Origin of the sequence: Halobacillus halophilus DSM 2266 (assembly GCF_000284515.1) — a bacterium.
Classification (GTDB): domain Bacteria; phylum Bacillota; class Bacilli; order Bacillales; family Halobacillaceae; genus Halobacillus; species Halobacillus halophilus.
The window spans coordinates 1,815,634-1,828,647 of sequence record NC_017668.1 but is presented as its reverse complement, the minus strand read 5'-3'; the positions used below and the strand labels follow the sequence as shown (position 1 = coordinate 1,828,647).

The following is a 13,014-nucleotide window of genomic DNA, read 5'->3' as shown; positions in this document are numbered from 1 at the left end:
TTTTTCAGTTAAAACGCAACCTAGAACTAAAAAGTGGTGTGCCAATTGAAAAAATTATTAATTGCAGTTCTATTGCTGCTCCTCGCAGCGTGTCAGCAAAATGACGAAGAATCTCTTTGCAAGAAAGACAGGGTGATTCTGAATTTCAATATGTCAGCGATTCTGATCCCGTTAATCGGAAAAATATGACCAGTCAGCAAATTGCCCGCCGTCTGGCGAACCTCGCCGTTGAAGTCCCGGATGTTCATGATGCTACAGCCATCGTATTAGGCAATTATGTAGCCGTAGGAGTGGACGTAGACAAAGATTTAGATCGTTCCAGGGTGGGTGTTATAAAATACTCTGTCGCAGAAGCTCTTAAGCACGACCCTTACGGAAAACAAGCGCTTGTCATAGCTGACGCTGACGGGGTAGAACGCTTGCGCGGCCTTGGCAAGAAAATGTCCCAGGGGCATCCAGTGGAAGCGGTGACCGATGAACTTAGCCAGATCGTTGCTCGTTACATGCCGGAAGGTCCAGCCAATGACACACCGCCTACTAATCCTAACCAGGAGTCAATCCCTAAGAATGAAAATAAGAAACTGAATCAAATTGAAAAAGAACAATCCAGGGAACAGTGACAGAAAAACAGCTAAATCCTTAAAGGATTTAGCTGTTACTTTTTTCTAGGATTTCTCTCTCTTTCTCTGTCAGCTCATTGTAGTATTGAACACCAAACTGAGAACCTTCAGACACCATCTTCGCATTATCATGGTCTGCTGTTTCTTCAGGTCTTCCGGCTTCCTCTACAGGCAGGTCATCTTTTTGACCGAAATTACTTTTTACTGATTTAGCCTTGTCCACGACTTGCTTCCTATTCTCTTCATCTTTCATAAAGTAAGCAATCGCACCTCCTGTAACGGCTCCTACTGCGGTATAAATCCAACGTTTTTTCATAATAACCATCCTTTCTACTGCTTGTATTTAACCTTTCCCCTCCATGTAAAACTCAAACATGAAAACGGATAAAATTACACTTATATCCATCAAATATGTTATGATAGTCACTAAGATAGTCAGTATTGAGGTGAGAATTGTGCGTGTACAGTGCGTTATTTGCGACAACATTGAGAAAATTGACAGTTACTGTCTGCAAGCCAAACGATTGAGAAACAGACGGATTCACACTTATATGTGCCAGACCTGCCACGACCGTATTGAAGAAAACACAAAAAAACGGCTGGCTACCGGTCAATTCCGCTTCAATCGTGAAAGAAAAAAAGAACATCATCTTCCATAGTTGATATTTACTAATAATAAAGGAAGGCTCCCGATAGATGGGGAGCCTTCCTTTTTAGGATTGTTTCTCTTTTCGTTCCCGGTGCAGGCGCAACCTGTAAACACCCATGATCACCGCAGCTACCATTAAACTTTCTGGCAGGGGCAGGTTCAAACCTAAAATCAACGTCAACAGAAATGTGCCGATAATTAGTACTGCATAAACAACTACCGTTTTCATAAGCGGCAGTTTCCTTGCAAAACCCAGTTTAAATGTAATAATAGCCAGAATTACAGTGGTTAAGTATAAAAGCAAAAAGGAACGAAATAACATCCCTACTTCCGATTCATCATTCATATTGACTTCATTGCCGAGGCCCTGAAAAAAGAAATCAGCGATAGGCCATAAATCACTAGGGACGGTCAATGTTGTGTTATCTGCCATGATGTTCCTCCTCGTATTCTCCTCTATTCTGTGTTTTATGATACTAGATACGATCTAAAGAAGCTACCCATTCAACAATTTTCATTTTTTGGACAAATCCTTTATAATAACTTTTGAATAGGGGTGAACTTGTTGAAGAACTTTCAAATGAACATGGGTGTATTAGCCTTCTTCGTCATACTATCATTTATTTCTGTAGGCTTTGCCATTGGCCAGGAAAATTTCTGGCTCGCCGGCTTCTTTTTTTTACTCGGTTTTATCATTATGAGTTTTGGATTACGATTAAAAAGAAAACTGAATGCATAAGAAAAGCGACCCCTTTTAGCGGTCGCTTTCTTTTGTTTTGAGCTGTACATAGTCATCGATAATTTCGTCATATATATTGGAGCGGCATGCTAAAACAGTAGTTGAATTTAAAAGATCAAGCTCACCCTTGTCCGCACGTGTAACGGTTCCGCCTACTTCCTGTACCATGATGGCACCAGCCGCATAATCCCACGGCATCAGTGTCATAGTCAAATACCCATCCACAATGCCTTCGGCTACAAAGGCTAATTCAAGAGCAGCTGAACCATAAGAGCGTGTACTCCGAATGGTCTTAACTAATTCCTGAATGCTATCATGCTCCACATGTGGATTTTCAGGAATCAACCACGTGGTATTTAATGTAAGAATGGATTCCTTGAGTGGTCTCGAATCGTTATGCTCAGGAAGCTGTTTTTCGTTTTTAAAGACTCCTTGTCCTCTTTTAACTGAATACAGCACGTCCTCCATAACATTATAAATCAGCCCAATCTCTCCAACCCCATCTTCATATATACCAATCGAGATCGCAAAATTTCGTTTTTGATGAACAAAGTTCATCGTACCGTCTATTGGATCAACAATCCAAATGGTTCCTTTTAAATCTTCAAGAGAATCCCCAAAACCTTCTTCTCCTAATAACAAATGGTCGGGATAGTTGGCTCTTATTTTATCGGCGAAAAACTGTTCTGTCTGCTGATCCATTTCCGTTACTAAGTCATTAGGATTCGATTTCGTCTCAATCGACCTTGGAGCATCGATATGGTCTCGAATATGGGAGCCTGCTTCCAATATCCATTGCTTAGCTTGTTCAAAAAGCTCTTCTTTTCTTTGTATATCCATTTTCTCATACTCCTTTACATCAGATGGTTTCTATCATATCAAATCACGATGGTTTATTTCACATATTTACCTCTAAAGCTATAGTATATCCACGTTGATCTTCACAGATAAGCTCCCTTTACTTGAAGACTGACTTCGAGATATTTGTTGAGCGGAAGCTCCTGCGGGGACCTTGCCGAATGAGAAACTCGAAACGGGTTCATTCTTCACCCGCGTGAGAATAAATAATCACATCGGTATATACTTTTTCAGGCTGGAACTATGCTGGATAGCCTGTTATATAAGCATTTCAGGCGGGGTAAGGGATTGGATACTCTCTTTCCTAAGGGTCCGCCCGTTCGTCCTAATAAAGTTGGACTAGTGGGGAAATGACGAGACTCCCATGGGAGAAGGAACTAGGTGAGATCCCACAGGGAGTGAAACGAGCGAGGAAGCTTACCGTTCCCCATAGGAAAGCGAGTTATTTCCCCACTAGCCTCCTCCGTATATTATAACGGACCCCGATTTATCTCGAAATCGAGTCTTCCAAAATAGGACCCTTTAGTGGCATAAGCAACCATTTATGAAAAATTAACATGTTTAACAGAATCAAATCAAAAAAAACAAGCAACTATATGTTGCTCGTTAATTGATAGACCATTCAATCAGCTGTTTACGAAGTTCGGCGAGCCTGTTTTTACTTTTCTTTATCTGGGCTTCATCCTCCGCTAGCATTGCATCATGCAATGTAACTAATTCGTAATCAATCTCCAAACGGATCACCGGGAGCTTTTCTTCAGCTTCTCTTTTACGCAGCGCTTCCATGACATGTTTCATTGCCAATCCCTCCCTTTCAAATCCTTACTATATATATATGTGGCAATTGCTTGAGAAGTTTCAATTAGATTACTTATATGTAACCCATTTTTAGAAAATTCAAACCCTTGAAACAGATTGCTTAGTAAAGATTTTTACGTGTGGTAAAATAAGATCGATTGTTTACCTAGGAGTTGATAGAATGACTAATTTTAAAGGGTTTACCCAAAGAGATTTCGACGTTTTCACCATTCCGGGACTTGAAAATCGCATGGAAGCTTTAAAGGAGCATATTTCTCCCAAGCTAGAAGCAATTGCCTCCGAGCTTGCTCCCGATGCAACGGCGATGACCGGGGATGAGATGTTTGTACATGTTGCACGCCACGCGAGGCGTAAAACGAATCCTCCAAATGATACATGGGCGGCATTAGCTTCGAACAAGCGAGGCTATAAAAAACTTCCCCACTTCCAAATAGGCTTGTGGGAAACGCACGTATTTATCTGGTTTGCAGTGATATATGAAAGTCCTATTAAAGAAAATTATGCGGATACGCTACAATCTCATAAGAAAGAAATTATGAACCATATTCCTGATCACTTTGTCTGGTCTGGGGATCACACCAAGCCTGAGGCCATCTCTCACGGTGAAGTGGATTCTGATAAATTTGATGCCATGACCGACAGACTCAAGAATGTTAAGAAAGCAGAGATCCTGTGTGGCCAGCAAATCGAGCGGAATGATTCCAGACTTAAGGATCCTGAGGGTTTCATAAATCTTTGTAGAGATACGTTCCAAACTCTCGAACCATTGTACCGCTATACAAAAAAACTTGATTAAAAAAGCAGCCGCTTTACATTGCGGCTGCTTTTAAATTATTGTTCCATTTTTATTTTGTCTCCTGCTGCTGATTCCTTTGCTTTTTTAACTGTGCGATAGCAGGAATATCCTGATTCTTTCTCAAACTGGCCGCAAAGCTTCTTTTCTTCACTCTTAGATGGCACAATTTGTTTAAAACGTGTGTAAGACAGTAGAAGGTCGTCACGGTTCACTTGCTTCTCGTACGCTTGCTCGACCATCGAATAAAAGTTTACAACATCGATAATTTCCTCTTTCGTCCAGTATATTTCATCAATTGGATAATGATAACTCATTCTATCCCTCCTTATGTACCTAATTCCATTTACTGCGTATACCTTCGGCCTCTTGAATGATTCGCCGGAACAGTTCAGCGACTGAGGGTACATCTGTGATACTGGAAGCAACTTGCCCTGCCCATGCAAATCCCTCTTCTACTTCCCCTTCATAAATGTATCTCTTATTCGCTTCGCCGCCAATGTAATCTTTTAAACCTTCATAACCCCGATCCTCGGATTCAAGCTTCAATATTTCCTCCGTCCATGGATTTTTCAAGGCTCTTGCAGGGGCCTTTAAGCTTCTTTTTATAACGGTAGTGGATGTCTCCGTTGCCTCAATCAATGCTTGTTTGTATGCGGCATGGGCGTGGTGGCATTCTTTTGTGGCTATAAACCTGGTCCCCATTTCGATACCTTCGGCCCCCAGTGCCAGCGCAGCCATAAGTCCCCGGCCGTCCCCAATCCCGCCGGAAGCAATCACAGGAATGGATACCGCATCTACTACACGCGGCGTCAAAACAAAAGTACCGACGTCATCTCTTCCTATGTGGCCGCCTCCTTCCTGACCAACAACCATAACTGCGTCTGCACCTAGTTCTTCAGCTTTCTCTGCCTGTCGTCTGGCAGCAACCAGTACAAGGGTCCTAATGCCTTTTCCCTTTACCAAATCCAGTACAGGCTTAGGATTGCCTCCTGTAACCGAAATAGCCGGGACCTTTTCCTCTACAGCCACAGCAACCATATCTTCAAATGGCCTACGTTGTTGACCAATGGCAAAATTCACACCGAATGGATTCCGAGTTAAAGTACGTAATCGCTTAATCTCCGCACGGAGTTCATCCGGACTATTCATGCTCATCGCTGTTATCTGACCAAGACCACCTGCGTTGGAAACGGCAGCGGCCAGCTCCGCGTATGCTAGATAGGCCAGTCCCCCCTGGATAACAGGGTATGTAATCCCTAATTTCTCTGTTACTTGGGTTTTCCAGTTCATGGCTTCTCCTCCTTTTAAGAACAGTTTACCATGAGGTCTAATATGAAGCACAAGCCCGGTTTTTTTACTAGCAAATATAAGGGTACTTTGCTATAATTCACATGCTTTCTATTTATAAAGAGGTGCTTATACGTTATGAACCAAAACCAAACTCCTTTATTTACAGGGGTTAAAAACCATGCAGATAAAAAACCAACTCAATTTCATATACCCGGCCATAAAGGCGGCAAAGGGATGGATAAAGAATTTCAGCAGTTTTTAGGCGATAATGCCCTATCCATTGATTTGATTAACATTGAACCTTTGGATGACCTTCATCATCCTCAGGGAATGATTAAAGATGCTCAAAGTCTTGCAGCTGAAGCTTTTGGTGCCGATTATACATTTTTCTCCGTCCAGGGAACTTCCGGAGCTATCATGACGATGATTATGAGCGTTTGTCAACCAGGAGATAAAATCATTGTCCCCCGAAATGTGCACAAATCGATCACCACAGCCATCATTTTTTCAGGTGCTAAACCTGTATTTATTCACCCAGAACTTGATAATAGACTCGGTATTTCTCACGGAATTACACCGGAAGCTGTTGAAAGAGCCTGTATGGCACATCCCGATGCTAAAGGTGTGCTTGTCATTAATCCGACTTATTTTGGAATCACGGCTGACCTCAGTCATATTGTAGATATTGCTCATTCCTTTGATATTCCTGTACTCGTAGATGAAGCTCACGGTGTACACATCCATTTTCACGAGCGGCTTCCGCTTTCTGCTATGCAGGCAGGTGCAGATCTTGCCGCTACAAGTGTCCACAAACTCGGCGGGTCCCTTACTCAAAGTTCGGTGCTGAATTTAAGAGAAGGTCTCGTATCTCATGAACGAGTGCAAACGATCATGTCGATGCTCACGACAACATCTACATCTTATATTCTGTTAGCTTCACTTGACACAGCAAGGCGCCACCTGGCCATGAATGGTCATGAACTTATGGAGAGCTGTATCAGGCTTGCGGATAGTGCGCGAAAAAGCCTTAATCAAATTCCATCTATCTATTGTCCAGGAGACGAAATTTTAGCGAGTGATGCAACACATGACTATGATCCCACAAAGCTGATCATCTCTGTCAAAAATTTAGGCATCTCCGGGTATGATGTGGAAGTATGGTTAAGAGAAAACTACTCCATTGAAGTCGAGCTTTCAGATTTATACAATATCTTATGTATTATCACTCCTGGGGACAGAGAAGAGAATGTTGAACGGCTAATTGAAGCTTTAACAGATCTTTCCGAGCAATCCTCAGGGACAGTCGAAACAAAGGAAATAGTGGTCAAGGTGCCTGACATTCCTGTACTTTCACTCTCTCCCCGTGAGGCGTTTTATGCGTCGACAGAAGTATTGCCGCTGCGCGATGCTGTTGGTCGGATCAGTGCGGAATTTGTAATGGTTTATCCACCCGGTATTCCCATTTTTATACCCGGGGAAATCATAACCTCTGATAATATTGCTTATATACATGAAAATATTCAAGCAGGCCTGCCTGTGCAGGGTCCCGAGGACTCAACACTTGAAACGATTCACGTCATTACCGAACAGAAAGCCTTCAAATAAAAAAGCCCGCTGCTTTAAACAGCAGCGGGCTTTTTGCGTCTTTTATTTTTCCGTTGTATGGCACGTAGGGCATGTGCTGTAAAGGGTAGATACCTTTTCATTTTCGTAGTGTTCAATCACTTTTTGACAGTCCTGACAAACGATTGTACCCATTAACATCCACTCCTCATAATTTGTAATCGCTTTCAATGTACATTCATTTTAATATGGCACAATCGAAAAATCAAGCCCAAAAGTATAACATTTTTTGAAATGTGCCACACTAATGAGTTACACTCATTTCATATTATGTTTTCGACTTGCATAATAGTCCATTAAAAAAAGGATGATCGAGTCGATCACCCTTTTTTTTTATTATTTTGGCGTCTTAATGAGAGCTGGATCAAGCAGGTCATAACCTTTACTGCGGAGTCCCGTCACAATGTCATCAAGGGCCTCTTTAGTCCATTCACGATCATGCATAAGAAGGTTGGCACCATTACCCAGCAATTCTGTATTTACCATAATATCGGCCAGGTTATCGGCATCCATGTATTCTTCATTCCAATCGTACCCATAGGTCCAATTCATAAGCAGCATCTTCTCTTCAGCTGCTAACTGTTGGGAGTAATCCGTGTTTTGACCAAAAGGCGCACGAAAAAATTTAGGCCGTTCGCCAGTAATTTCTTCAATTTTATCATTCAATCCCACAATCTCTTCTTTTTGTTCTTCTTGAGATAAGTCAGGTAAAGAAGCATGAGTCATCGTATGGTTCCCGATCGGGAATCCTAGTTCGTGAATCTTTCTAAGTTCTTCTTTCCCTTCTTCTGAATCAATAAAGTGGCCGTTTACAAAGAATATAGCTGGAGCATCCGCTGCTTTTAACGTTTTCGCCATTTCCAGTCCATGTTTATCTGGAGCATCATCAATCGTTAAAAGAGCTACCTTGGGCTCGGCATCATTTATCGGTTCAAATGACCAATTACCCGTAATCTGATACTGAGCTTCTTTTGGCTCATCTGCTGACGCTTCGGCAGCAGCTTCTTCTGATTTCTCGCTCTTCTCTTCCTTCTCGACTTTATTATTTTCATCCTTTTCTTCTTTAGCTGAATCTTTTTTCTCATCTGCCTCCTGCGTTGTCTGCTCTTTATTCTTCTCTTGATCTTCTTCCCCGCCATCTTGACCATTTGCACCGCCACAAGCCGCTAATACCACTATTAAAAACAAAAATATGCCTAACCTTTTCATTGAATACCCTCCACTGTTATGTATTTCCAACTACACTATTATATAAGAAGAATGTGGATTTCGGCTATCGTTATATAGAAATTTAGGTTATAATATTTAATCGTTAACCTTTGGGCAGTTATTAAAAATTTAGGTGGTATGTATGTTTCAAAAATTGAAGCGTTTTAAGATTCTAGGAGGACGTACTTTAAAAACGGGGATTTCTGTATTTTTAACCGCACTAATTTGTGGTTTTTTTAATTTGCCTATTGTTTTTGCCGTTATAACAGCCATTGTTACAGTGGAGCATACGGCAGCTGATTCGATTAAAAAAGCGTTGGTACGCTTTCCAGCCTCTGCTATCGGGGCTTTGTTAGCGACCGTCTTTTACAGTTTTCTTGGTAAAGGAGCTTTAACCTTTGCTCTCGTAGCCATGCTGACAATAGCGGTATGCCATAAATTAAAACTGGATGACGGAATTATTGTGGCCACTATTACAGCTACGGCTATGATCCCAGAATTTCAAGACCATCATATTGTTTCGTTTTTTAGTAGATTGGGTACTACTTCAATTGGCATCGTTCTTTCGACCCTTGTAAACTTTTTCCTTTTACCACCTAACTATTCCCCCATGATTTACAAAAATATTAATGATTTGTATAATCAGGCTGGTGTCCTGCTCCAGCGTATAATCTCAAGCATTACTGCAGATTCTAAAGAGAAAAATCGTGGGATTCAAAAATCCTATCGTCAGTTAACTGCCCATTTGGAAAGAACATATCAGCTGTCTCAATTTCAAAGAGAAGAGTGGAAATATCACAGACATACGAAAGAAGAAATGTTAGCATTTCAATTTTCTCAGAAGAAGCTCAGAACTTTTCAGCAAATCGCTTATCATCTGGGGAACCTTCAGTATGTAAATACGAAGGCTGCTGATTTTACTGACGATGAAATCGATTTGCTCGAGAGTCTGACTGAGGATTATGTTAAAGTACTGCAAGACCCCACTCATACGATTAGTGAAGATCAGTTTACAAGGGTCGAAAGGCTGGACAAGGTCTTTTGGAAATGGAAAGAAGAGCATGTGCAAAGGGACTCTAAGTACAGGCATCATCTGCCGCAGCAAACGATTCTCATTTATGAACTTTTATGTTTTCATGATGTACTGGAAGAACTGCAAAACATGTCTCATAAGCAGCAAAAGTTAGTCCATGACTGCTATGGACAATAACATTTTTACCAGGAACGCTGGAAAAATAAAGTTAGAAGGGATGATCAAAGTGAAACAGGTTTCAAAAGTATTCTACATTTCAGTAGTTGTAGCACTATTATTTATCGCTTGGGGAGTCATCCCTGAAAGCGTGCTGCCTACTTGGAATTTAAGTAACATAACATCTAATGTTCAAGGTTTCTTGACGGATAAGTTTGGTTGGTTCTATCTATTGTCAGCTACTGGTTTCGTTATCTTCGCTATATTCTTAGTCTTTTCTAAATTTGGAAAGTTAAAACTAGGAAAACCGGATGATGTACCGGAATACCCATATATCACTTGGTTCGCTATGTTATTCAGTGCAGGTATGGGGATTGGACTTGTATTCTGGGGAGCAGCGGAACCAATTTCCCACTTCCATACTCCACCGGTTATAGGACAAGAGCCTGCAACGGAAGAAGCCGCACAATCAGCTATGAAATACAGTTTCTTCCACTGGGGCTTACACCCTTGGGCTTTTTACTCTGTAATTGCTCTGGCACTTGCTTATTTCAAGTTCAGAAAAGATGCGCCAGGTGTAATCAGTGCGACTTTAGTTCCCTTATTAGGGGAGAAACGAGTTAAAGGTCCACTTGGAACACTGATTGACTTTATTGCCGTATTTGCGACAATCTTTGGTGTAGCCACTTCTCTGGGACTTGGCGCCCTGCAGATATCAAGTGGACTAGCCTTTACGGTTGATGGGCTTGAAGATACTTTCACTCTGCAATTAATGATTATTCTTGCGGTAACCGTACTGTTTATGATCTCAGCGATGACCGGTTTAAATAAAGGAATTAAGTACTTGAGTAATACCAACATTGTTCTGGCTCTTTTACTTATGATCTTTACGCTGTTCGCTGGACCTACGAACTTTATTTTGGAACTCTTTACGACCACGTTCGGTTCGTACGCACGTGACCTTCCATATATGAGCTTCCGACTAACACCGTTCGCAGAAGATAGTACGTGGGTGAAAGACTGGACCATTTTCTACTGGGCTTGGTGGCTTTCCTGGGCTCCATTCGTAGGAACCTTCATTGCCCGTGTTTCTAAAGGCCGTACGATCCGTGAATTTATTCTAGGCGTACTTCTAGTACCAACCGTCTTTGGTGCTCTATGGTTCTCCGTATTTGGCGGTACAGCCATTTCTCTAGAATATTTCGATGGAATTAACATCATTTCCGATGTAAATGAACTTGGTAACGAGGTTGCTCTCTTCTCCATGCTTGAGCACATTCCTCTAGGTGGAGTTATGTCCGTTATTGGTCTTCTATTAATCAGTACATTCTTTATAACGTCAGCTGACTCAGCTACTTTCGTTCTTGGAATGCAGACGACCAATGGCAGCTTGAACCCTAAAAATCAAGTGAAATTTACTTGGGGTGTTATTCAAGCCGGAGCAGCTGCTGTGCTTCTGTGGCAGGGCGGATTAGGCGCCTTACAGACAGCAGCCATTATTTCAGCTTTCCCTTTCACCATTATCATGATTCTTATATGCTTCTCGCTATATAAGACGTTTAATGAAGATGCCAAAGAAGCTGGACTTAAAAAGAAAAAAAAGGCTAACCAACATTAAATTCTCCCCTCCTTTATAGGGGTGTTACCAGACCGTCGAGAATCTCTCGGCGGTCTTTTTTATCTTCATTTATAAATGGGATTGGTGGAGTGCTAATCCCCAAAAACCACTTACTTCGTTTTTTATTTCCACTACTTAATTAAACCTAACTGCTAATTTTCCATAAAAAGCATATTACGTTAAAGGTCCGGAGTATTGAAGACTCAGTTTCGAGATAATTCGGGTCCGTTACGATATTTGGAGAAGGACTAGTGGGGAAATAACTCGTCTTGTTCCATCACCCAGACACTCGAGACATAAGCCGTTCGTGTCTATCGGGGTGATTCCACATTTGGACACTTTCCTATGGCCCTACACGACGTGGGGTCGATCGACGTTGCCACAGGACGTGGCGACTTTAGTCGATCCTCCTTTTTGCCAAGAGCTTCCTCGCTCGTTTCACTCCCTGCGGGATCTCACCTAGTCCCTTCTCCCATGGGAGTCTCGCCATTTCCCCACCAGCCCAGCCGAGTAAGAATAACGGACGCTTTTATAAGAGAGGATGCTCTCCTTCTTAATCGGTCCTAAATGCTTTTATGACGGGCTATTCCACATCGGTATAGCTTAAAAATAGCCTCATGATCACATGATTTTTTCTCATCAACCCTCCGATGTCTTAAATAATTTCGAGCATCTGATTTTGCCAGGTCCGGAGGGGGACGATGTAGACTCCTGCGGGATGAACATGATTGGTGAGATCCCGCAGGCTGCAAAGCCCGAGGAAGCTCACCTCATGCCCGCTGAAAGCGAAATCGTCCCCCGCAGGACCTTCCGCTCAACAAATATCTCGAAATCAAGTCTTACACAAACGGGAGCTTATCTTTAAAATCAACACAAGCACGTTCATCTGCATGTTCTTCCCCTTTTTTGTTACAAAATTGATTATTTATTAACATATGGATTAATGATAAAACACTCGGTTATCATTTCAATGACATATCCATTACAATGGCAGGTTCTCCTTTTTTGTTTGTTACACTTGTCCTGCAACAGATTAGAAAAGGGGTGCAGACAAGCCATGACGTACAGTAGAATTATTTCATTAATACTCATCATTTTATTAGCAGGCTGCATTCCTCAATCTGACAATGTGGAAGTTTTACAAGCCCACTCTGAATCTTACGGTGTTTATCTATATACGGAGATAGATAATGACCATCCATCAGAAGCCGATAACTATTTAACTGCTCTACTTGACTGGAAAATGAAACACGAGCACAAATCCCTTTCGTTTGAGCAATCAGAGGCTAATACAGGACAGATTGATGTCGATGAGGACCAACTCCCCACCCTCGTTGTTAAAAGAGATGGGAAGGTCATCGAATTGATTTCTGGAGATTCTGGATCACAGGATATTATGAATAAATTAGAAAGTTCTATATCTTTAACTAATAAAAACTCCTGAACGAATTCCGTTCAGGAGTTTTTCAATTGAATGTATAAGAATTAAAACCTATCTCTATCCGAAAATTTCCCACCAACATCTTTCTCTTCATAGCTTTTCGCACATAAGCGATTATCATACTTAAGAATATTTCTATAGTGTAATGAAATATTAGCGAATT

16 protein-coding genes are annotated in these 13,014 nt (G+C 41.6%); 8 read left to right on the top strand and 8 right to left on the bottom strand.

What is annotated here, in order from left to right; all coding sequences use genetic code 11:
• Nucleotides 1–116 precede the first annotated feature (116 nt).
• Nucleotides 117–620, top strand: a complete 504-nt coding sequence (locus HBHAL_RS08980) for a YhcN/YlaJ family sporulation lipoprotein (RefSeq protein ID WP_014643068.1) — start codon at nt 117–119, stop codon at nt 618–620.
• 28 nt (nt 621–648) lie between these two features.
• Here the strand turns inward: HBHAL_RS08980 and HBHAL_RS08975 are convergent, their stop codons facing one another.
• A complete protein-coding gene (locus HBHAL_RS08975) occupies nt 649–936 on the bottom strand; it encodes a hypothetical protein (protein WP_014643067.1) in 288 nt (95 codons plus the stop codon).
• A gap of 139 nt (nt 937–1,075) precedes the next feature.
• On the opposite strand from HBHAL_RS08975, the gene HBHAL_RS20855 reads away from it, so the two are divergent.
• Entirely contained in the window at nt 1,076–1,279 is a 204-nt protein-coding gene (locus HBHAL_RS20855; RefSeq protein WP_087946069.1) for a YlaI family protein, read from the top strand.
• Between the two features lie 54 nt (nt 1,280–1,333).
• On the opposite strand, the gene HBHAL_RS08970 is transcribed toward HBHAL_RS20855, so the two are convergent.
• Nucleotides 1,334–1,702: a YlaH-like family protein gene (locus HBHAL_RS08970; RefSeq protein ID WP_014643066.1), complete on the bottom strand. Its 369-nt coding sequence runs from the start codon at nt 1,700–1,702 to the stop codon at nt 1,334–1,336.
• Between the two features lie 123 nt (nt 1,703–1,825).
• Here HBHAL_RS08970 and HBHAL_RS21480 point away from each other — a divergent pair, with 123 nt between their 5' ends.
• Entirely contained in the window at nt 1,826–2,008 is a 183-nt protein-coding gene (locus HBHAL_RS21480; protein WP_014643065.1) for a DUF5325 family protein, read from the top strand.
• Between the two features lie 15 nt (nt 2,009–2,023).
• Here the strand turns inward: HBHAL_RS21480 and HBHAL_RS08960 are convergent, their stop codons facing one another.
• Nucleotides 2,024–2,848, bottom strand: a complete 825-nt coding sequence (locus HBHAL_RS08960; protein WP_014643064.1) for an inositol monophosphatase family protein — start codon at nt 2,846–2,848, stop codon at nt 2,024–2,026.
• 624 nt (nt 2,849–3,472) lie between these two features.
• Nucleotides 3,473–3,664: a hypothetical protein gene (locus tag HBHAL_RS08955; protein ID WP_041601301.1), complete on the bottom strand. Its 192-nt coding sequence runs from the start codon at nt 3,662–3,664 to the stop codon at nt 3,473–3,475.
• Nucleotides 3,665–3,845: 181 nt separating this feature from the next.
• On the opposite strand from HBHAL_RS08955, the gene HBHAL_RS08950 reads away from it, so the two are divergent.
• Nucleotides 3,846–4,481 (top strand): YktB family protein, encoded by a 636-nt coding sequence (locus HBHAL_RS08950; RefSeq protein WP_014643062.1) that lies wholly within the window; start codon nt 3,846–3,848, stop codon nt 4,479–4,481.
• Nucleotides 4,482–4,516: 35 nt separating this feature from the next.
• Here the strand turns inward: HBHAL_RS08950 and HBHAL_RS08945 are convergent, their stop codons facing one another.
• Both HBHAL_RS08945 and HBHAL_RS08940 read right to left on the bottom strand, forming a co-directional pair.
• Entirely contained in the window at nt 4,517–4,795 is a 279-nt protein-coding gene (locus tag HBHAL_RS08945) for a UPF0223 family protein (protein WP_014643061.1), read from the bottom strand.
• A gap of 19 nt (nt 4,796–4,814) precedes the next feature.
• On the bottom strand, nt 4,815–5,771 hold the full coding sequence (locus tag HBHAL_RS08940; protein ID WP_014643060.1) for an NAD(P)H-dependent flavin oxidoreductase: 957 nt from the start codon (nt 5,769–5,771) through the stop codon (nt 4,815–4,817).
• Nucleotides 5,772–5,906: 135 nt separating this feature from the next.
• On the opposite strand from HBHAL_RS08940, the gene HBHAL_RS08935 reads away from it, so the two are divergent.
• Nucleotides 5,907–7,376 (top strand): aminotransferase class I/II-fold pyridoxal phosphate-dependent enzyme, encoded by a 1,470-nt coding sequence (locus HBHAL_RS08935; protein WP_014643059.1) that lies wholly within the window; start codon nt 5,907–5,909, stop codon nt 7,374–7,376.
• Between the two features lie 42 nt (nt 7,377–7,418).
• On the opposite strand, the gene HBHAL_RS20850 is transcribed toward HBHAL_RS08935, so the two are convergent.
• A complete protein-coding gene (locus HBHAL_RS20850; RefSeq protein WP_087946068.1) occupies nt 7,419–7,529 on the bottom strand; it encodes a GapA-binding peptide SR1P in 111 nt (36 codons plus the stop codon).
• Nucleotides 7,530–7,730: 201 nt separating this feature from the next.
• Nucleotides 7,731–8,603 (bottom strand): polysaccharide deacetylase family protein, encoded by an 873-nt coding sequence (locus tag HBHAL_RS08930; RefSeq protein WP_014643058.1) that lies wholly within the window; start codon nt 8,601–8,603, stop codon nt 7,731–7,733.
• Between the two features lie 142 nt (nt 8,604–8,745).
• Between HBHAL_RS08930 and HBHAL_RS08925 the strand changes: the two genes are divergently transcribed.
• From HBHAL_RS08925 to HBHAL_RS08915, 3 genes are all read left to right on the top strand, one after another.
• Nucleotides 8,746–9,813 carry an FUSC family protein gene (locus tag HBHAL_RS08925; RefSeq protein ID WP_014643057.1) on the top strand — a complete coding sequence of 356 codons (1,068 nt, stop codon included), beginning with the start codon at nt 8,746–8,748 and terminating at the stop codon, nt 9,811–9,813.
• 49 nt (nt 9,814–9,862) lie between these two features.
• Nucleotides 9,863–11,410, top strand: a complete 1,548-nt coding sequence (locus HBHAL_RS08920; protein ID WP_014643056.1) for a glycine betaine uptake BCCT transporter — start codon at nt 9,863–9,865, stop codon at nt 11,408–11,410.
• Between the two features lie 1,057 nt (nt 11,411–12,467).
• Nucleotides 12,468–12,854, top strand: a complete 387-nt coding sequence (locus HBHAL_RS08915; RefSeq protein ID WP_014643053.1) for a thioredoxin domain-containing protein — start codon at nt 12,468–12,470, stop codon at nt 12,852–12,854.
• Nucleotides 12,855–13,014: the final 160 nt, after the last annotated feature.